The organism is Streptomyces sp. NBC_01775 (genome assembly GCF_035917675.1).
Lineage (GTDB): Bacteria > Actinomycetota > Actinomycetes > Streptomycetales > Streptomycetaceae > Streptomyces.
This window is the reverse complement of sequence record NZ_CP109104.1, coordinates 68,266-86,813: the sequence shown is the minus strand read 5'-3', so window position 1 is coordinate 86,813 and position 18,548 is coordinate 68,266. Positions and strand designations below refer to the sequence as shown.

The window sequence follows — 18,548 nt, the reverse complement described above, 5'->3', positions numbered from 1 at the left end:
CCGGGTGGTGCGGGTTAGTCAGTGATGGAAGGGGTCACGCAGGTGGCGAGGTCCTCTCGTAGCCGGCGCTGCCGCTCATGGGACAGGGCGAGAACAGCTGCTTTTCGGCGGCGCGGACCGCGACGCTGGCGTTGCGCAGTGTCGTTTGACCGTCCTGGGTGAGTTCGGCCCGCAGTGCCCGGCCGTGGGGTGCGTGGTCGGGTTCCCGCTGCCGTTCTGGCGCTGCTCGCCACGACAGTCACCGTCGCCGAGGGGCGAGCGAACCGGGCGAAGACTTCGCCGGGGCACCTGAGTACGCCCAGTGACCCAGGCAACGGGCTGACGAGCGTCGCTGCCCAACATCGACCACTCGACTGCCACCCGCGAACCAGCGGCGACGAAGGCGCGGCCCGCAGCCGGATGAATCATGGACCGGAGCAGAGTCGAACTGTTTGCAGCGATCCGGCGCGACGCACGCGCTGGTGTGCCGAACCGTTCCCCGCAGTGCAAGCGCGGCGTCGGATAGCGCACCGTCGCAGCCGCGCTGAGGTCCGCGTGGCCCTCCCGTACCCCGCCGCGGTGAAGGGCCACCTCGACCCGCACAGCTAGTGGGCCCGGGGCGGATCCGCCGCGCAGCGGAACCCCATGTGCCCGGTGCTGCTGTCGGGAGTGTTGGATGTGCGCGCGGCGACGCGGTAGCGGTTGCAGTACGAGGCATGGCACAGGTAGGAGCCGCCGCGGATCACCTTCGCCTCCCCGGCGGGAGGCCCGGCCGGGTCCTGGCGGGTCTCCGGGCGGTCGGCCGCGTGCCATGTGGCGCTCCACCAGTCTGAGCACCACTCCCACACATTGCCCGATGTGTTGTACAGGCCGAAGTTGTTGGCCCGGTAGGTCTTGACCGGCGCGGTTCCCAAATGCCCGTCCTCGCCCGTATTGACCTGCGGGAACTCCCCTTGCCAGATGTTGCAGCGGTGCTGCCCCCGGGGCAGGAGCTCGTCCCCCCAGGGGAAGCGGGAGCGTTCCAGACCGCCACGCGCCGCCATCTCCCACTCCGCCTCCGTGGGCAAGCGCTTGCCCGCCCACGCGGCGTAGGCGGATGCGTCGCGCCAGGAGACGTGGACGACAGGGTGGTTCGACAGATCGGTCCATGACGACCCCGGCCCGTAGGGGGCCCGCCAGCACGCCCCGTCAACCGCCAGCCACCAGGGCGCCTGCGCCACCGTGCCGTCGCGCACCAGATGCCGGGCTTCAGGGTGGACGAGTGCGTAGAACACAAAGGACCAGCCGTAGCGCTCGGCATCGGTCCGGTAACCGCTGCTGCGTACGAACGTCGCGAACTGCCTGTTGGTGACGGTGGTCGCGTCGATGAGGAACGGCGACAGCCCCACCGCCCGCACAGGGCCTTCGCCGTCCTCGGGAAACGCGTCGGCGTCCTCGCCTCCCATCGAGAACGTCCCTCCGGGAATGCGCAGCATGGAGCGCAGCCCCTGCTCCCGGTCCCGGTCCGAGGCCCGGAGCCGCACGGTGGACGGCTCGGGGATCTCCCGGTCGCCCCCTGGCGCGGGGGCGCAACACGCGCCTGACATTGCTCCTCCGAGAGGTCGCTGTTCGCTGCTGTTCCTCGCCCGACCGACCAGGCGAATTTCGTCCGTCCACGGCCTTACAAGGGTGGCACTGCAACGGCGGCTCGAAGGTTCACCGGGACGTCGAGCGCCTGGTGAAGCCGGAGGATCAGGCCGCGGACGAGTTCGTGGTCGGGCACGCCAGCTGACCCCGTCGTCGCACGAGGTGACCGCGAGATCCATCTGCTGCGCTCAAGCCTCTCCCGAGGTTACTGGTCCGACCAGCACCATATCCCGGTTAGTAGAATCCGGATACGGTTGTCAAGGGGATCTTCGAGCCGCGGGGACGGTACGTAGAGCGGTACGTTCGACTATCCGTAGGCCCTGCAAAACCGCCCGGAAGGCAGACCGTGTCAAAAGAGCAGTACTTCCAACCAGTACGTCCGACCCGCGCCTACGAGGCGATCGTCGAGCAGGTGGAAGAGACACTCGTCCGCGGCGCCCTGCGTCCCGGCGACCGGCTGCCGAGCGAACGGGACCTGATGAGCCAGTTCTCGGTGAGCCGTTCCACCGTGCGCGAGGCGCTGCGGGTGCTGGAGAGCGGGGGCTTGATCCGCTCACGGGCCGGTGATCCGCGCGGCGCCGAGGTGTTGCCGCTCTCCACGAAGAACCTGCGCAAGTCCCTCGAGCGGCTCGCCAGAATGGACGGGCTCTCGATGGGGGAACTGATCCAGTTCCGCATGATCCTGGAGGGCTCGGCCAACCGGCTCGCGGCCCGGCAGCGCACCGACGAGCAGGTGGAGGCCATCGAGGCCGCACTGGAGCGGATGCGGGAGGCGATCGACGAAGGATACGAGGCCTTCAGTGCCGCAGACGTCCACTTCCACGACGTGGTGGCGCAGGCCAGCGGGAACAACCTGATCCAGGCCTGCAGCGAGGTGGTGCGCGGCGTGGTCCTCGCGCTCATCGAGGACAAGTTGCAGCAGGCACCCGACAGTGTCGCGCTGATGCGCAAGTCCGTGGCCCACCACGCCGAGGTCTTCGAGGCGGTGCGCAACGCGGACCTAGTCCAGGCCGACCGGCTCGCGCGCTGCAACCTCTACGAGTACTACGCCTCGTATGTGGACGAGGAGAGCAAACCCATGCTGGAGGCACTCCTCGAGGAGTAGTCGCACCGTGCTTCTGGTCTCTTTTAACGGCCGGGCCGGTCAATCAGGTTTTTGACAGCCGGTGTGGCGAGGTCCAGGGAGCTGACCCCAACTGTCACCGGGCGTACCCCCGTTCGGTGTGCCGACCGAGGCCACGCCCGTGTTCTGAGCCGCCCACGAGGCCCCGTGTTCTCCTCCGTTCAGGAGGTCTTGCCGGGCTTCCAGCCGGGGTGGCCCGGCATGCGGGGTGGCCCTGCCGTAGATCCAGCTCTTCATGTAACCGGTCAGATCGCGGCCGGAAATCCGGTTGGCGGTGTCACCGAAGTACTGGTGGGTCAGTTCGTGCACCATGGTCGGCACGATCTTCTTCGACGGCGCAGACGGCGCCGACAGCGCGCGTTGCGGGAACGTCGACAACGTGGCGCTCTCCAGCGCCACCCCGTTGTAGTCACTGTGCAGCCCAAGCACCCGGTACCGCTCGTACGAGTAGCGCAGGCCCAGGGTGCGCTCCAGCCGCTCCGGGTGAGGTCGGGGCCGACGTTTGGGTGACGTCGGGCAGTTGATCTCCCGGGGCAGGCGGCGAGCGGTAGTTGGAACCGGTGTGCACAATTCCTTGGCGTCAGCGGACGCCGGCAGCCCGAGTGGGAACCGGTCCGGGCCTGCGGCCGGCTTCTGAGGTGCCGCCGGCTCCGCCGGCTATCGGCTCAGTCGTCGGTGCAGGCGCCACCTGCGAAGAGGGCGGGCTCGCCGCGTCCGGCTCGGCGCGGTACGGCCGGTCCACCGCGGGTCGTCGGGGGAGAGGATCGGCGCCCGGCGGTCTGCCTGGGCGCGGACTTCGACGTGGGAGTCGTGCGCGGTGGTGCGCATCGCCTCCTCGTAGGAGGCCAGTGCGCCCGTCACCGCCGTCCCGGCCAGGCCGCGGCGGCGCACCACACCCTTCAGCCAGGTGAAGAACCCCACCACCGAGACCAGGCAGCCGAAAACGATCAGATAGGGCACCATCTCACTCATACGTCGACTCCTTGCCTCTTGTGCCGATGCCCCTTGCCCTCCTGATCTTCGGGAAGGTGCCGGATCCTCACGAGCCCTGCCGCCAGGTCGACGTCGAAGGACGGCTCCCTCGCCGGTCGCACGTTCTTGCGCATCCGCTCGTCGTGCGTCGCCCGCTGGAGGGCCTGCGCGGCAGGCGAGCTCTCCACCATCAGATCCGCTCCCATGGCCTTCAGGCCCTTGCCTTTGCGCCAGTACACCCACCCGCGAGCCTCCAGCCACAGCAGCGCACGGTCCACCGCCCAGCCGAGCACCCCCAGCGCGGCGACGGCTCCCGTCATGAGCCCCGGTCCAGCGCTCATCTCCCGGCACACTCCTATACCCCCGAAGGGACCGACCGACCCTCTTACAGTAACGTACTGTTTCTGGAAACACTCCGTTACTGAATGGACGGTTGGATCGGTGACGAGGTTGACGCGGGCCGAGCAGCAGCGACTCACCCACGAGCGGCTGCTGGAGGCAGGCCGCTCGGTGCTCACGCGCCGGGGCTTCCTGGCCGCGACGGTGGACGAGATCGCCGAGGAGGCCGGCTACACGCGAGGCGCGGTCTACAAGCACTTCGGCGGCAAGGAGGGCTTGTGGCAGGCCCTCGTCGACGCCCACGCCGAGGCGCATCTGCAACTGCTCGGCGAGACCCTCGACCGCGCATCCACCCGGGAGGAGCTGATCGCGGCGCTGACCCCGGCCGGCTTCACCGACGATCAGGAGGCGGCGCGCTGGAGCACGGCCGCCGCGGAGTTCATGGCCGCCGTGACTCGCCAACCCGAGGCCGCTGCCGGCGCGGTGGCCGCCCAGCGACGCCACGAGGAGCAGATCGAGGCCCTGCTGGAGCGGCACTGCCTGCGCCTGCGCATCCGGCCGGCCATGCCGCTGCGACAGGTGGTCGTGGCGTTGGGCGCGATGGGCGGCAGCCTGGCCCTGCGCCGGGGGGTGGACCCCGCTACCGACGTGTCGGCCATCGCCGCCAACGTCCTGGCCGTCATGTTCCCGGAACCGCAGGAGTGAGCCCCTCGCTGCGCGGCGCCGTTAGTACGAAATTCGCAGCATCCTTTGCAGCCGATTCGGGCCGGGGCCCAACTGGAGCCTGTCCGGCGGGTCATGTGACTACCAGGGGGCGTCCGAGGAGTCACCAGTGGCTGCGGGTGACGGCATCGCCGACTTCGCCGGGCTCCGGCCGGGAGAATGGGGGAACTGTTCGACTACGTGATCGGGGCCTCTATGAGTCTGTCGGGACAGATACTTCCGCTGGCGGGTGTTGCGCTGGGCGCAGTCGCGTCGTTCCTGGTGAGCAGCCTGAACGACCGGGCACGGTGGCGGCGTGAGCAGTCCGTGCGCTGGGATGGGCGGCGTCTGGACGCCTATGGCGAGTACATCCACGCGGTCAAAGAGCTCGCGGGCAGCTATCAGCGCATCGCTGCGGGCCGCGGGCTGGTGACCGGTCCCGCGCCGCTGGAGCTCACCGCCGAGGTGCTCGCCGAGCTCGGCGCGGCTGAGGCCCGCCGTTCCGCACTGGGGGAGACCTGCGAATTGTTGGGAGACACTGACACGAACACCGCGTCCAAGACGCTGAACCACTGCCTGTGGCGGCTGGAGCACCTGGCGCGGGGTGTGCCCACGGAAGACGAACAGAGCTGGGACCAGGCGTACTCGGAGTTCAGAAACGCACAGCGGCGGTACCTCGAGTACGCACGGGCCAGCCTTGGGGTGACCGGTCCGGTCAACCGGGACGTCGCCTGGCCCTCGGCCTGGCGGCCCGTGAGCCGATCGTCACGCGCCGAGCGATGAGCCGGGCCCGGTTCGCAGCCGGAGTCAGAGCCGGATCCCGGCAACGGTCACCCGCCCCTTTCAAGCCACCCGCAATCTAGACCAGATGCCCTCTTACGCAGCGTATGCTAGTGCAACCGCACCCTGTGCGCAGGTTGACGGTGTTCCTGGTGGAACGGGGTCAGCCGACCCGAGTTGCGGCGAGGGGCCGTTCGAGTCTGCAACGGCCTCGATAGCGTTGCCCCGCGGCTCAACCGCAACACGGCTCGGTGAGAGGTGCCCGGCGCGTGCGGGGCCGAGTCGCACAGCAAGGTGCGGGCGGTGCGCCCGTGGCGGCACATAGGCAGTGGCAAGACGGAGGTTCGGGCGCTGATTTGGACAGTTCTGCTTCTGAGCCGGGGTCTGGGGCCTCTCGTTTTGCGCACGCTCCAGGCGCCTGGGCGGGGAGTGTGACAGTCCCCGCCGGGCGCCTGGCACGTTCTGTGAGTGTGTGGGGTGGTGTCAGCGGGGTGGGCGGCATCAGGACTTGTTGCTGGCAGCGGTTTGTTGAGCGGAGTCCGGCTGTGCCGCACCCTTCCACGGCGGCTTCCGACGGGCGTTCGGCCCCTTCAACGCTGACGCCGAGAGCCTGGGTGATGGTCTGGCGGCTGCTGCCGCGTGTCCGTTCGGGCCCAACAGCCATGTTGGTCAGGATCTTGTCCGCGCTCGTCTTCAAAGCGCGGTCCCGCGCGACGTAGTGGCCGCAGACGGCCGCGTCGTCGTACAACACCTGCACCATTTTGACGCAGGGGGTCGCTGACGCTCATGGCGTGGGAGGCTGGTCGGTGCGGCCAGCTGCTCCGCAGAGACGTCGGCCGGAGCGTAGCCGACGGTCAGTGAGCTCGAAGACCGTCAAGGGCAGGCACCGATACACACCGCTTCTCACCGCCTGATCCGTTTGCGATGACGCCTGGCTCGGCGAGTGTTCGCCCTCCTCATGACGGCTTGGGCTGCGTCCGCCGGCAGGGCAGGCCACAACCGGTCCGGGCAGGCGCCCGCGCGGGCCCACCGGCGGGAGTGTGTGGCGAGACCCTGCCCGTCACGCAGAGGCCGGGCCGCTCTGCTCCGCCGAGTCGCCTGCCGCTTCAGCCGTGGAGGCCGTGTAGAAGACGGACGAGCCCTGCTTGGCGCGACGGACATGGCCCTTGGCGACCAGACCCTCCACCGTGGTACGCACGACCGTGGGCTTGACGTTGCGCTCGGGGTGGGCCTGGGCCAGTTCGGAGGCGATCTCCGCAGCGGAGCGCGGTTCGGGCTGCTGGGCGAGATGGCCGCGGATGAGCGCGACGAGGGTGGGCTGCTTGTCCGAGCTGGTGGATGTCTTCGTCTCGGGGCTCTTGGCCGCGGTCTTCCTGGACTTCGTAGTCACGGCCTTCTTCCTCCTGGCCGGTGTCGGCTTTGCGGAGGCCTGCCGCGGCACGGAAGGCACGTCCACGGCGCTCTGGGCTGCGTCCGGGCCGGTTGCCGTGGGGCTGTCGCTGCCCAGCGTCTGCTGCAGGTTGACCAGCAGGGTCTGGTCGTGCTGCAACGCGCGCAACTGCTCTTGTAGCGCTGCCACCTCAGCCCCGATACGTTCCTGTTCCTGGGTGTTCCGCTCAAGGTCCGCAGTCACCTGAGCGGCATATTGTGTCTTGAGTTCTGTAGTCGTTTGCCCGGCATCGGACATGGTGGTTACCTCTCCTCGTGCGTCGTGCAGTGCTGGGGGCGGATCGTACTCGCATCATCCAGTCTGTGATCTGCGGTGCGGGCGGCTGCCCCGCTGATCCGCGGCCCGGTCCGCAACCATTGTGGGGTGCCTCGGCCTTGTCCAGGTCCAAAACCGACGGAGGTTGTCGACAGGTGGGTCTCTGATTCCTGGGAGACCTGCATGACGGAACGGGAACTGCGACGGTGAGCCCGGCATCGACCGGCGGTGCTGCGGCACGTCGAACAAGTCAGCGCAGTGTGGCGGCGACCTGCCGCTATTACGGGATCAGCCGTTCGAGGATGAACAGGCCGAGTATTTACGCGATCTGGAGGGGCACGCCAAGGCCCCAGCGGTTCGCGACCGGATCAACGACCCGCTCGGACCGCATACTGTCGGCGCGCACCCGCAGCACGCGGGGCTGTCGTTCGCGGACCCCACACTCGTGTCCGTCGCGCGGGCGCTGCGCACCAGGACGGGTGATGAGGGCCTGGACGTCGACATCGGCCCATCCGGCCTGGGCTGTGCCAGTCTGCTGTACTCGCCACCGTCCTGGCCGGGTCGGAGGCCGCCCGGGATGCGTGCCGGGCGCGGTGCAGCTCGCGCTGGGCGCTGACCAGGTCCTCGGAATAGCCGGAATCACTCACCCCTACGCGATGGCGTGTTCGAACATGGGGAGTGGGGGAGGCCTCGGCAAGGCGTGCACCGGCCGACCCGAAGTGGGCGACCGCCGTGGTCAGGGCCCTGCTTGACCTTGACACAGTGACAGGGCCTTCACTGCTTCCCAAGGAGGTGGTCTCGATGACGACCACGAGACAGGACATGGATGCGATACGAGCGCTCCAGGGGCTGGAGGACCGCCGTTCGTCCGTGCGAATGCGGGCTGCTCTGGCGGTCGGCACGACGCCTGACCCGCGCTTCGTCGACAAGCTCATCGAGCGATGCGCGATCGAGCCCGATTCCTTCGTCCGCGACATGCTGACCTGGGCGCTCACCCGCCACCCGGCGTCCATGACGCTTCCAGAGCTGCTCGGCGAAGTCCGCTCGGAGCGTGCGCAGGCACGGAGCCAGGCGCTGCACACGCTGTCCAAGATCGGGGACCGGCAGGCGTGGCCGGCGATCACCCGGGCGCTGCTGTCCGACGCCGACGACGAGGTGGCGCGGAGCGCCTGGCGGGCCGCGGTAGTGCTCGTGCCGGAAGGCGAGGAGTCCGCGCTGGCCACGGTGTTGGTGACGCAGCTCGGGCGCGGTGAGCGGGAGACGCAGCTCAGTCTCAGCCGGGCGCTGGTCGCGCTGGGTGAAGTGATTGTGCCGGCCCTGCGTGCTGCGACGACGGCCCTTGATCCGCGCGTGTGCGCGCACGCGCTCGCCACACAACGGCTGCTGCGTGACCCGGACGCCGGATTCGAGTTCGCGATCGAGGAGGCCAAGCGCGTCGTGGCCCTCGGCGGGTCCGGCCAGGAGGGACGGTAGGACGTGTTGATCGGTGAGGTGGCGCGACGGTCCGGGGTCAGCGCCCGCATGCTCAGGCATTACGAGTCGCTCGGCCTGGTGCGGCCATCGGGCCGTACGGGCTCCGGCTATCGGGAGTACTCCGGGGAGGACATCCGGCGGATCTTCCATATCGAGAGCCTGCGGTCGCTGGGGCTGTCGCTGCGTGAGATCGGGCGCGCGCTCGAAGAGCCCGGCTTTACGCCCTCGGCGCTCGTCGGCGACCTCATCCGTCAGACACGCGACCGCATCGCGGCCGAGACCGAGCTGCTCACGCGGCTGCGCCGGATCGATGCCGCGGAACCCGCCGGCTGGGAGGACGTCCTCCAGGTCGTCACGCTCCTCCAGGCCCTGGGGTCGAAGAGCGCCGACGCGCGCCAGCGCGCGGCCCTTTCCTCGGCCGACGAGGTTCCGGTGCCGGTGGAGGCCCTGGTCGAGGCGGCACTGAGCGAGACGGAGCCGAACGTCGCCGGAGCCCTTCGCTGGACGCTGGCACGATCGGGCGACGGTGCCCCTGCACTGCTGGCGGAGGGCCTCGGCTCACCGGTGGCCGAAGTGCGGGAGCGTGCCGTTCAGTCCCTCGCCGAGCTGCCCGGTGATGAGGCCACCGCGCACCTGCGGGACGCTCTCGCGAACACCGACGCCGTCGTCCGCGGGTATGCGGCTTTGGCGCTCGGAACACGTGGAGTGGCCGATGCGGTCCCGACGCTCATCGGCATGATCGTGGAGGGAAGGAACGACACCGATGCAGCCGATGCACTGAGCGTGCTGGCGAGCGACGATGCGACGGTGGATCAGATCGCGACCGGGCTCGTCGACCGCCTCGCCCACGACACCACTCGAGCGCCTGCACGCGGACGGCTGACCCAGGCGCTGGCGGGCATCCCGGGGACGACGGCATCACGTGCCCTCGTGGAGCTGTCGCATGACGGGGACCGTGCCGTCGCGCTGACCGCGACGTACCTCCTTCAGCTACGCGACACACGGTGACGGATCTCTATGGAGCCGATACGCCCCAGGAGATCACGCAAGGTCTCCAACAGGCTGGCTTCCTCGTGGAGCCAGCGGCAGTTGAACACGCGAGCGCACCAGTAGCCGGCTACAGATCCGCAATCCAGGAATGCCCCGGGTGTACGCGGTCGAGTAGCTCGGTCAGGGTCTCGCGCTGAGCCGGGGTCATGTGCGGGACGGTCGCGTCGAAGTCTGTTTGATCCTTTCGGCGGGCGTGCTTGGCCTTGAACAGCAGGACCAGTTCGGGCGCCAGATACGGGACGCCGTCCTGGGTGTGGTGAATGATGTCGCTGTACGGAAGCCGGATCCTCTCATCGCGTCGGCAGATCCAGGTGTCGCCGTCGTGCGGTTCGCGGAACACGTCGAGCAGGTAGTCGCCGGTGGCCGGATCGCGGAGCCAAGTCTGATGTACGGCGGCCAACACCTCCGGTGTGGCGTCCTCCCAGATCCGGCCGCTGCCTGCCGCGTCGAAGACATATCCGGGGAAGCGGTAGCGGACCTCGGAAAAGCTCGCGGCCGGAATCGCGATCTCGATGTCCCCATGAGCGCGCGTCTGCCTGCCGCGGAAGAGGTCCAGCGCCCAGCCCGCGGCCACGTACCAGGGCGTGCCGATCCCGGCCAACTGCTGCGCGACCTCACTCGGGGTCCAGCAGGAAGACCACCTGGTGTGGAGGGCTTCGATCTCGTCGGGTGACAGCTCGATGCCGCCGCTGGGCAGTTGCTCGCTCACCGCAGGAAATCTACAGCGGACTCGAAGGGGGCCCCCAGGCCGCAGTCGATGAAGGAGGCCGGCGGGACCTGGAGCCGTATGCCGCCGGCGATCACACAGGGCCACCAGCCGGGTGGCCTCCTCGGCGAACCGGCGACAGTTGAATACGCGAGCCCACCAGTACCGAGGCCGAGATGGGGCAGGCCACCAATCCGTGCGCGATGCCGCCGAGAACACCGACTAACACGCGAGTTCCCCTCTCCGCGGGGCCGAGTTTCTGCGAACCTGCGCGCTTCCCTCTTCGACCAAATCCGAACCGGCCACGACGAACTGCTCCACCGCCCCTACCGGGAACGCCGTGCCCGGCTCGAAGACCTCGTCGCACGTGACGGACCGGACGCGCCGTGGGCGCTGTGCCCGGCGACGCCCGGACCGGGACGTGGGTCCCGCCTGTCCGGGCGACCCGGCGGACGCCGCCTAGTCGGCCAGGTCGGAGACGGCGACGACCTTGTCGATGCGGACACGGACCAGGAGTTCACCGGGGACACCGTTGCGCGCGCCGAACTCCTCCGCCGCGTCCTGGCCCATGTAACGCGCGGCGATCCTGGTCGCCCATGTCCGGACCTCCTCCAGGTCGTCGCCCAGTTCGGCGCGCCCCTGCACGACGACGAAGGAGAACGGTGGCCGGTCGTCGTCCACGCACAGGGCGACCCGGCCGTCCCTGGCGAGGTTGCGTCCCTTCACCGTGTCCGCGCCGGTGTTGAAGACCAGGTCGTCCCCGTCCAGCAGGAACCAGACCGGGGCGACATGCGGGCCACCGTCCGCGCGTGTGGTCGACAGCTTCCCGGTGCGGGTGCCCTCGGAGAGGAACGCCCGCCATTCGTCCTTGCTCATCTTGTGCGCCATGCCCCCACCCTCGCCGAAACTCCCCTGCCCGCACCACACCGACAGGCCGAACGGGCGGTGCGGACGCTACGGCGCCGGGTGCGGTTCATGTGCAGGGCTTGCGGTATCCGCCGGTGGGCGGCTCGCCCTTGACCAGGCCGTCGAGGTGCTGTGCACGGGGGCGCGGCAGGCCGCTGGCGGGCGGACGGAGCCCCGGTAGTCCACCGCGAAGACGGCCTTGCCGTTCCGGACGAACGTACGCAGCTCCCGGCACTCGGCGAACTGCGCGCACTCCTCGGGCAGGGCCCAGTCGAAGGCGTCGACGAGGGCCGCGACGGAACCCGGCTGGTCGTGACCGTTCTTCATGCCGACGGAGAGACCGCGCGCGTGTGCCAGGGACGCGATCTTCCGGCACCAGGAGTGCTGGTCGCGCAGGGTGACGGGGAAGCCGGGGCGGTTGCCGAGCGGGTTGTTCTGGTCGGGTTCCGTCGCACCCCATGCGCCGCGCCAGGTCGAACAGGCCCAGGTCGTACATCTGCCGCCGTGCGGACAGGTCGTACGGCTCGGAGATCTGCCAGTCCCAGTCGGTCACCTCGCCCGGTGCGGGCCGCCACCACCCCTTCGCCCCGTCCTGCGTTCCGTGTGGTGCGGGGCTCCGGCCGTGCTCCCGCCCCGCGCCGGGACTGCCGCGTCCCGTCAGCGTCACCGCGGCCACCAGGACCATCGCCGCCCACAGCCTGCCCACCCCTGCCATACGCGCTCCCCCTCGGCGGGCAGCCCTCCCGCCCGTACGGCCGGCTGCCGTTCAGTACGCCCGATTGTCGAAGCGCGCCGCGACGGCCTGCTCAAGAGTGAGACTGGCGGCGTCGTCGTCCGGTTCGAGGAAGGCGTGAATCACCGCGAGCGCGACCGTTCCCATCAGCGAGCGGCGGTTGGCGTGGTCGACGACACCGGAACCGGGGTCGCCGATGGCGCGCAGGATCATGCCGTCGGTGACCGCTGACAGCGCGTTCGCCAGGTCGTCGAGGGTCAGGCCGGGGCGCAGCCGCAGACCGCGCTCCCGTATGACGGCGGCGTACAGCTCCTTCCACGAGCCGAGGTAGTCCTCGTACATGTCGGAGATCGCGGCCATGACCTCCTCGTCGCCCTCGGCCACCGTCATCAGGGCGAGGCCGAGCCGCACGGAGGGCATCTCGACGCCCTCGGCGGTGTGCTGATACGCCGTCTCGTGCACGGCGCGCACGAAGTCCGGGCCGCCGACCAGTTTCCTGGTGTTGACGGCCCGCTGCTCCCTGGAGCCGGGGCGGTAGTTCTCCCGCCACACCGCGAACCTGATCAGGTCGGCGACGAAGTCCGACTGGGCGCTCCAGCGGTCCCGCAGCGCCGCCACGCTGCCCCGGCGGGTGAAGGGGCGGGGATTGTTGTCGACCTCAGCGGCGACCACGCGCTGCGAGAGGAAGCTGAGGAACCGGCGTTCCCCGTAAGCGCCAGGGCCGAGGTGCCGTCCGAGCAGCCGCATACCGGCGGCGAGGTAGGAGGCCGTGACCGGGTCGTTCGCCAGCCGGGTGCGGAAGGCCCGGGTGCGGCGGTTGAGGTGGCGCAGCACTCCTGACAGGTCACGGTCGTAGGGGAAGGGAAGGTCCCGCTTCCACGACCGGACCCGGGGCTCTCGGGGCTCTTCGTTGTTGGCCATGGCCCGCATGCTCCCGGAGCCCGCGCGGGGCCGACAGGGGCGCAGCCGCGCGGAACCCGCGTGCGGCGGGCCGGTACCGCGCGGCTGCGGGGCAGCGCCCCGCTCTACGGCCGCGCTACACCGGAGGCTCCCTGTCCCGGAGGTGCGACCGAAGATGCTCACCACCTGCATGGCCCATACCGTGTGGACCCTGGCCTCTCTGGCCTCTCTGGCCTCCCTGGCCTTCAGTAACGCTCTTGTCCGGCTGCTCCTCGGCCTGGTAACCGCCTACGCGACGCGGAAGGCGCTCGGTCCTTCGGCCGGCTCGAAGGCCGACGACCGCCTCCGCGCCCACCGCCTGGCCGTACTGCGCGCCCTGCTCAAGCGGGCGGACCCGCCCCGGCGTTGACCTCGCCGACGGCGCCGGACCGTACGGCCGGTCAGGCCACGGCGCGCCGCACGAAGCTGGGGGAGTGCCGGAAGACGGCCCTCACCTGCGCGTCGGGCCGCCACCCGTCCGTGGTCACGACGGCTCGACCGGGGCCACTCCGTCACGGCACCCGATGTCTCCCCGGGCGCGCTGGAGGTGTGCAGGCAGCGCGGCGTGCGGTCGGTCGTTCACGGCACCGTCGACGAGCATGCCGCGACGGGGCTCGCTACGACAGCTTTCTGCTCCTGGGCGCCAACCCGGGGTGGGAACCGAATACACCAGAAAGGGGCCGTGGCGGTTGTTCCCGCTGGTCAGTGGAAAGACAACATCCTTGGTGGACCTTCGGTGTTCGCATCAGACGCGAAGGCTCCGCGTCTGATGCGAACACGATCCGGCTGTCGAGGCGACTGGACAGCCGGCCTGGCCGCTCCCGCGTGCCAGGCCGCGAGCTTCAGGACCAGTCCCCAGCCCTCGCTCGTCATCCGCACCTCGTCCTCGGCGGACACCCGCTAGTACGTTACTTCGGTGCCTGGAAGCCGCCGATCTTCTGCTCGAGCAGTTCGGCCAGCCGCAGCGGGGTGCGGTCCTCGAACATCGGACCGATGAGCTGCGCTCCCACCGGCAGACCCTCGGGGGACCGGCCCGCTGGTATGGCGGTGGCGGGCAGGCCGGGCATGGTGGCCAGACCGGCCCAGACGAGCTGGTCGAAGTACGGGTACTCGACGCCGTCGATGTCGATCCGGCGTTCTCTTGGATCGGGGTTGTGGTCGTGCGGGAACGCGGGAGTGGGCGTGATGGGACACACCACGGCGTCGAACTCCGCGAAGAGCTGCCGCCAGCCATGACGGTGGAGCTCGCGACGGTTGTTCGCCTCGATCCAGTCACGGTGGCTGAACACCATGGCGCGCAGCAGCGCCGCATCGAGACTCTGGTCGTCTGCGCTCAGTCCGGCGGCGCGCGTCCGCAACTGCTCGTACGCCTCGACGGGAAAACGCGCAACGGAACTCGAAAACAGCAACTGCCTGTAGAGCATGGCGGCTTCGGTCAGATCGGGCAGCAGCGGAGTGTGCCGTTCGACGCGGGCGCCGCCGTCGACCAGCGCGTCGGCCACGCGCTGCACGCCCGCCCGCACAGCGGACCCGGTCGGAATGAGCGGATGCTCCTCGACGACCAAGACCCGGAAGTCGCCGAGCCGCTCGTGGCGCGCGGGCGGCAGCGTCAAGTCGTGCGCCTTGCCGAGCGTCAGCGGGTCCGGCCCGGCCATGACGTCGAGCAGGAGCGTGAGGTCGCGGGCAGTGCGCGCCATCGGACCGACGACGGCGAGGTCGAGGTCGACCGGCAATGGCGGTGCCGGCGGCGCTACCATGCCGCGGGTTGCCGCCAGTCCGAGTGTCGGCTTGTGTGCGTAGATGCCGCAGAAATGCGCGGGGGTGCGCAGCGAACCGGCGAGGTCGGAGCCGATGGACAGCGCGCCGAATCCGGATGCCAGGGCCGCCGCCGATCCACCGGACGATCCGCCCGACGTGCGAGCGTGATCCCACGGGTTAGTGGTGGTGCCGTAGATCTCGTTGAAGCTCTGGATATCTTGCAGCCCCAAGGGCACATTGGTCTTACCCAGCACCACCGCGCCCGCGGCCTTGAGCCGCGACACCTGTACCGCGTCCTCGGCCGGCACATAGTCCCGTTGTTGCGGCATGCCCCAGGTCGTGGTCAGCCCAGCCATGTTGTAGGACTCTTTGACCGTCACCGGAATACCGAGCAGCGGCCGGACCTCGCCGCGGGCGCGCGCCTGGTCGGCACCGCGCGCGGCGGGCCCCGCGCACGGTCGAAGTCCGGCACACAGATCGCGTTGATCACCTTGTCGTCGCGCTCGATACGGGCGATCGCCTCGTCGGTCAGTTCCGCCGAGGTCACTTCACCGGCACGCAAGGCAGCCGCGAGTTCTTCCGCAGTCTGAAAATTCCACTCCATGAATCCGAACCGTACTGACCTCTGGCAGAGGTCATAAAATGCCGATTCGCACAACGGCACAGATGTCTCAACTCATCATGTCGCTCTCCGGCCACAGAAAATTCGCCCGACCGCTGGCCATGGCGAGGCGCGGCGGTCTGGCACACCTACGGAGATGGTCACGACGGGGCGCCCCAGCGCCCCGATCGATGGCGATATGACACGGGCACCCACCCCAACCAACGATTGCCGCGCACCGTGATTCTCATAAATGAGGGCCAACCGCTGCTTGAACTTGCCGAGTGTGGCTGCCTCCACCACGTTCCACCACGAAGTTGCCGTGCGTCGCGAGGCGCTCCTCCACCACGTGACCAAGCGCCTGGCGACCGGCTTCGCGGCCGTCGGGGTCGAGGACCTCAACGTCGTGGGCATGACCCACTCCGCCCGTGGCACCATGGCAGCACCGGAGCGGAAGGTGCGGCAGAACGCCGGTCTCAACCGCTCCGTCCTGGATGCCGCTCCCGGCGAGCTGTGCCGCCGGCTCGCCCACAAGACCGTCTGGTACGGCGCGAAGCCGGCGGTGCTGGACCGCTGGTGGCCCTCCAGCAATCCCTGTTCGGACTGCGGATGGCAAAGCCACGCCTGACGCCGGCCGACCGGCGCTTCACCTGATGACACCCGCCCGGCGCGGTCGCAGACCGTACGCACCTTGGAGGAGTGACCATGTCGATGCGCCTGCATCAGGCGAATCCCTCGAAGCTGCTGCGCAGCAGTGGGGCCGGCCGTTGCCGGTATTGCGGCCTGCCGGTGGAGTGGTACGAGCGGCACGACAAGGAGCGCGTCCCTCTGATGCCGGAGGTGCCCTCGAACCGTGTGCCTCAGGCATACCAGTGGCACGTCAACCAGGGTGTCGCCTACCCCGGCACCGACCCGCACGCGCCCGAGTACTGCCGTATTCCGCACCCGGCTGTCTGCCCGGCCCTCGAACATTCTCACCTTCCTGCCGAGTTGGCCGGTCTGGTGACGGAGTTGGGCAAGCGGATGCAGAGCCGTATCACCCGTGGCCAGTTCACCGCGCCGCCCGACGAGGAGCAGCCCCGGGGGCCGGAATCGAGGACGCCGGCGGCACGGGACACCGCCCGGCACGTTCTGCACTGCGCCCAGACCCTTCGGCTGGCCCCCGGCCGGATAGAGGAGGTGCGCTGTATCGCGCAGATCGATGACGGGCAGCGCTGCCCGGAGCCCGTCTTCGCCGCCGAGGAAGGCGCCTGGGAGCAGATCGACTTGCCGCGCGTTCCCGGCCGGGAGGGTCAGACCCTCTTCTCTCTCGGCGACGGCAAGATGTGGGTGTGGTCCCTGGACAACGCCACCTTCGCGACCGTGAGCCGCTGGCTCAACCAGCGCTGCCCCCACCACGAGGACGAGACCGCCACCTCGGACCACACGGACCGCGAATGGGAGACCTTCCACCCCGGTCGGCACTCCGCTCACATCCTCACCGCCCGCCCCGACGGCTACGAGGCACCGGCCCCCGAGTCTGAGATCCAGCCGGAGAAGCGCCGACGCGAATGCGCGGCCGACGCGTGCCGGAACGGCGCCGACTGGCCGGTGCCGAAGGGGTGGAAGTGCTGGCGGTGCACGAAGGCGGACCGGCGGCGGGCGCTCACGGAGCGCCGTTGGTGCGACCTTGAACGCTGGCCCCGCCCCAGCCGATAGTCCTGGGGAACGCGCACCTGCTGACGACGCGCTCTGGAAAGCGTTCCTTCGTCCCGGCCAACGGGCCTCACAAGGGGACGTCCTCATGGGAGCCTGACTGGATGTCCGGACAGCAGCATGGCTCCGAGCCCTCTCAACAGTTCTCCGACGAGCAGGTCGTCAACTGGTTAATCGACGAATGCCGAGACGCGGGGAACCGCATATCGACCTTGACGACCTCGGGAGATCGCATTCTCGCCGCAGGAAGCACAGTCATCGCGCTGGCTGCGACCGTCGCATTCGGCGGCGGGGAGAGTCATCTGCTGATGTGGCTGCCGCTGGGCGTCTCCATCGTCATCGTCTACGGGCTCTATCTGAACAACTTGAGCCGAGCCCTGATCGGGTACAAGATCGGCCTGGAGAAAGAGATCACGAGGCGCGCGGGCATTCCGCTCATTGCGTGGCAGTCCCGTATCAACATCCGTGTGGGATCCGGCCGTCACGTGAAGACCGCGCTCTTTCTCGGGGGAGTGGTATATGCCGCGAGCGCGGGAATCGGCCTGACCCAGGCGTTTCACACACTCTCGTATGGAGCCTGGGGGCACGAGAGCGCATGGCTCTACATCGGGCTGACCATCGCCAGCGTGATGATCGGTACTGCCGCCATCGGCTCCTGCTACTGGATCCAGCGCCGCACACCCACAGTTACAGCACAGAGAGTCGCGGACATGTTCGCCGACACTGCCCGGCCCAACCCACAACACGACAGGTAACCGTGCGGGAGCGCGGCTGTGGGGGTGGTGAGCAGGTAGAAGCGCGCCGGCCGTGTGCTTCAAGGTGACGCGTGTGGCGGTATTGCCGTACCGAATTCCCGTGCCGACGAACATCAAGACGGCCGCGGACCCGCCGACGTCGCCGTCTGGCTGCTGACCCCCACCCCCTGTTCACGCCCGCCGCGCGGACGGATGGCTGAACGCACACGTCCGCGCTTGTCCGCGTGGATCCGCAGCGGTTGTCATGGGAGGGAGACCGACAGCCCCGAGTTGTCCGGCCTCCGGCCCACTCTTCGGCATCTGTGCGGGAGCCGTGCTGCTCGCCCGTACAGCACCATTCGCGGCCCGGGGCTCGCCGTTCGGCGCCTTCGGGCGACGCGTTCGGCGGTGGCGCCCCCCGGAGTGGCCCGCGGCACCGGAGTGGCCCGCGGCAGAAGCCCAGGTCTTCGACGCGGGCGACGAACTGGCGGTGGGCCAGGCGGTCCGCCAGCAGTTCGTGACGGTCCGCGAACAGGCCCACCCGGGTGCCTTCGGCTGACGGGAAGCCGACTTCGTCGCCCACGGCCGCTACCCTCCCGCCATGGCAACGGCGTACGAAGCGGCCCGGCGCGCTCAGCAGTCCCTGGTTGTGGACACCGAACGGGCCGAGGCCGTGACCAGGGTCGCCGCGGATGCCTGGCTGCGCTGGTCGGTGGAGGGCGCACCG

Annotated in this window: 18 protein-coding genes and 2 pseudogenes; 10 read left to right on the top strand and 10 right to left on the bottom strand. The window is 69.4% G+C overall.

Annotated features, from left to right (window positions below; translation table 11 throughout):
- Positions 1-584: 584 nt before the first annotated feature.
- Complete coding sequence (locus OHB04_RS00455; RefSeq protein WP_326806490.1) at positions 585-1,565, bottom strand: formylglycine-generating enzyme family protein; 981 nt, start codon at positions 1,563-1,565, stop codon at positions 585-587.
- Positions 1,566-1,951: 386 nt separating this feature from the next.
- On the opposite strand from OHB04_RS00455, the gene OHB04_RS00450 reads away from it, so the two are divergent.
- Complete coding sequence (locus tag OHB04_RS00450) at positions 1,952-2,710, top strand: FadR/GntR family transcriptional regulator (RefSeq protein ID WP_326685747.1); 759 nt, start codon at positions 1,952-1,954, stop codon at positions 2,708-2,710.
- A 39-nt stretch (positions 2,711-2,749) separates the two neighbouring features.
- Here OHB04_RS00450 and OHB04_RS00445 read toward each other — a convergent pair whose 3' ends face one another.
- The 3 genes from OHB04_RS00445 to OHB04_RS00435 all read right to left on the bottom strand — a co-directional run bounded on the left by OHB04_RS00445 (position 2,750) and on the right by OHB04_RS00435 (position 4,041).
- The gene (locus OHB04_RS00445) at positions 2,750-3,127 is read right to left on the bottom strand and encodes a hypothetical protein (RefSeq protein WP_326806489.1); all 378 of its coding nucleotides are present in this window, start codon (positions 3,125-3,127) and stop codon (positions 2,750-2,752) included.
- A 258-nt stretch (positions 3,128-3,385) separates the two neighbouring features.
- Complete coding sequence (locus OHB04_RS00440; RefSeq protein WP_326806488.1) at positions 3,386-3,700, bottom strand: hypothetical protein; 315 nt, start codon at positions 3,698-3,700, stop codon at positions 3,386-3,388.
- A complete protein-coding gene (locus OHB04_RS00435) occupies positions 3,697-4,041 on the bottom strand; it encodes a hypothetical protein (protein WP_326685745.1) in 345 nt (114 codons plus the stop codon). The genes OHB04_RS00440 and OHB04_RS00435 overlap by 4 nt, the downstream gene beginning before the upstream one ends.
- Before the next feature lie 100 nt (positions 4,042-4,141).
- Between OHB04_RS00435 and OHB04_RS00430 the strand changes: the two genes are divergently transcribed.
- A complete protein-coding gene (locus OHB04_RS00430; protein ID WP_326685744.1) occupies positions 4,142-4,744 on the top strand; it encodes a TetR/AcrR family transcriptional regulator in 603 nt (200 codons plus the stop codon).
- Between the two features lie 177 nt (positions 4,745-4,921).
- On the top strand, positions 4,922-5,524 hold the full coding sequence (locus OHB04_RS00425; protein WP_326685743.1) for a hypothetical protein: 603 nt from the start codon (positions 4,922-4,924) through the stop codon (positions 5,522-5,524).
- Positions 5,525-6,581: 1,057 nt separating this feature from the next.
- Here the strand turns inward: OHB04_RS00425 and OHB04_RS00420 are convergent.
- Positions 6,582-7,154, bottom strand: coding sequence for a BlaI/MecI/CopY family transcriptional regulator (locus tag OHB04_RS00420; protein ID WP_326685742.1), 573 nt, complete (start codon positions 7,152-7,154; stop codon positions 6,582-6,584).
- Between the two features lie 873 nt (positions 7,155-8,027).
- On the opposite strand from OHB04_RS00420, the gene OHB04_RS00415 reads away from it, so the two are divergent.
- Together OHB04_RS00415 and OHB04_RS00410 are read left to right on the top strand one after the other, a co-directional pair.
- On the top strand, positions 8,028-8,699 hold the full coding sequence (locus tag OHB04_RS00415) for a HEAT repeat domain-containing protein (RefSeq protein ID WP_326806487.1): 672 nt from the start codon (positions 8,028-8,030) through the stop codon (positions 8,697-8,699).
- Positions 8,700-8,702: 3 nt separating this feature from the next.
- Positions 8,703-9,707, top strand: a complete 1,005-nt coding sequence (locus OHB04_RS00410) for a MerR family transcriptional regulator (RefSeq protein ID WP_326685740.1) — start codon at positions 8,703-8,705, stop codon at positions 9,705-9,707.
- A gap of 109 nt (positions 9,708-9,816) precedes the next feature.
- On the opposite strand, the gene OHB04_RS00405 is transcribed toward OHB04_RS00410, so the two are convergent.
- From OHB04_RS00405 to OHB04_RS00390, 4 genes and pseudogenes are all read right to left on the bottom strand, one after another.
- Positions 9,817-10,458 (bottom strand): nucleotidyltransferase domain-containing protein, encoded by a 642-nt coding sequence (locus tag OHB04_RS00405; protein ID WP_326806486.1) that lies wholly within the window; start codon positions 10,456-10,458, stop codon positions 9,817-9,819.
- A 456-nt stretch (positions 10,459-10,914) separates the two neighbouring features.
- Positions 10,915-11,343, bottom strand: coding sequence for a PPOX class F420-dependent oxidoreductase (locus OHB04_RS00400; protein ID WP_326685738.1), 429 nt, complete (start codon positions 11,341-11,343; stop codon positions 10,915-10,917).
- 66 nt (positions 11,344-11,409) lie between these two features.
- Positions 11,410-11,805, bottom strand: a pseudogene (locus OHB04_RS00395) (endo alpha-1,4 polygalactosaminidase); the annotation flags it as partial.
- A gap of 322 nt (positions 11,806-12,127) precedes the next feature.
- On the bottom strand, positions 12,128-13,015 hold the full coding sequence (locus OHB04_RS00390; protein ID WP_326685736.1) for a hypothetical protein: 888 nt from the start codon (positions 13,013-13,015) through the stop codon (positions 12,128-12,130).
- Positions 13,016-13,169: 154 nt separating this feature from the next.
- On the opposite strand from OHB04_RS00390, the gene OHB04_RS00385 reads away from it, so the two are divergent.
- Positions 13,170-13,403 carry a hypothetical protein gene (locus OHB04_RS00385; protein ID WP_326685735.1) on the top strand — a complete coding sequence of 78 codons (234 nt, stop codon included), beginning with the start codon at positions 13,170-13,172 and terminating at the stop codon, positions 13,401-13,403.
- 538 nt (positions 13,404-13,941) lie between these two features.
- Here OHB04_RS00385 and OHB04_RS00380 read toward each other — a convergent pair.
- Positions 13,942-15,395, bottom strand: a pseudogene (locus OHB04_RS00380) (amidase).
- A 319-nt stretch (positions 15,396-15,714) separates the two neighbouring features.
- Here OHB04_RS00380 and OHB04_RS00375 point away from each other — a divergent pair.
- The 4 genes from OHB04_RS00375 (at position 15,715) to OHB04_RS00360 (ending at position 18,380) form a co-directional block, all read left to right on the top strand.
- Entirely contained in the window at positions 15,715-16,020 is a 306-nt protein-coding gene (locus OHB04_RS00375) for a hypothetical protein (protein ID WP_326806485.1), read from the top strand.
- Between the two features lie 77 nt (positions 16,021-16,097).
- Positions 16,098-17,090: a DUF6083 domain-containing protein gene (locus OHB04_RS00370; RefSeq protein WP_326806484.1), complete on the top strand. Its 993-nt coding sequence runs from the start codon at positions 16,098-16,100 to the stop codon at positions 17,088-17,090.
- A 101-nt stretch (positions 17,091-17,191) separates the two neighbouring features.
- Positions 17,192-17,842, top strand: coding sequence for a hypothetical protein (locus OHB04_RS00365; protein WP_326685731.1), 651 nt, complete (start codon positions 17,192-17,194; stop codon positions 17,840-17,842).
- Positions 17,843-18,155: 313 nt separating this feature from the next.
- The gene (locus OHB04_RS00360; RefSeq protein ID WP_326806483.1) at positions 18,156-18,380 is read left to right on the top strand and encodes a hypothetical protein; all 225 of its coding nucleotides are present in this window, start codon (positions 18,156-18,158) and stop codon (positions 18,378-18,380) included.
- Positions 18,381-18,548: the final 168 nt, after the last annotated feature.

What these genes read in the sequence shown, in the direction of transcription:
- OHB04_RS00365 (WP_326685731.1), top strand. Translation starts at nt 17,192, where the DNA reads ATGTCCGGACAGCAGCATGGCTCCGAGCCCTCTCAACAGTTCTCCGAC.
- OHB04_RS00390 (WP_326685736.1), bottom strand. Translation starts at nt 13,015, where the DNA reads ATGGCCAACAACGAAGAGCCCCGAGAGCCCCGGGTCCGGTCGTGGAAG.
- OHB04_RS00415 (WP_326806487.1), top strand. Translation starts at nt 8,028, where the DNA reads ATGACGACCACGAGACAGGACATGGATGCGATACGAGCGCTCCAGGGG.
- OHB04_RS00385 (WP_326685735.1), top strand. Translation starts at nt 13,170, where the DNA reads ATGCTCACCACCTGCATGGCCCATACCGTGTGGACCCTGGCCTCTCTG.
- OHB04_RS00440 (WP_326806488.1), bottom strand. Translation starts at nt 3,700, where the DNA reads ATGAGTGAGATGGTGCCCTATCTGATCGTTTTCGGCTGCCTGGTCTCG.
- OHB04_RS00435 (WP_326685745.1), bottom strand. Translation starts at nt 4,041, where the DNA reads ATGAGCGCTGGACCGGGGCTCATGACGGGAGCCGTCGCCGCGCTGGGG.
- OHB04_RS00370 (WP_326806484.1), top strand. Translation starts at nt 16,098, where the DNA reads ATGTCGATGCGCCTGCATCAGGCGAATCCCTCGAAGCTGCTGCGCAGC.
- OHB04_RS00425 (WP_326685743.1), top strand. Translation starts at nt 4,922, where the DNA reads ATGGGGGAACTGTTCGACTACGTGATCGGGGCCTCTATGAGTCTGTCG.
- OHB04_RS00400 (WP_326685738.1), bottom strand. Translation starts at nt 11,343, where the DNA reads ATGGCGCACAAGATGAGCAAGGACGAATGGCGGGCGTTCCTCTCCGAG.
- OHB04_RS00455 (WP_326806490.1), bottom strand. Translation starts at nt 1,565, where the DNA reads ATGTCAGGCGCGTGTTGCGCCCCCGCGCCAGGGGGCGACCGGGAGATC.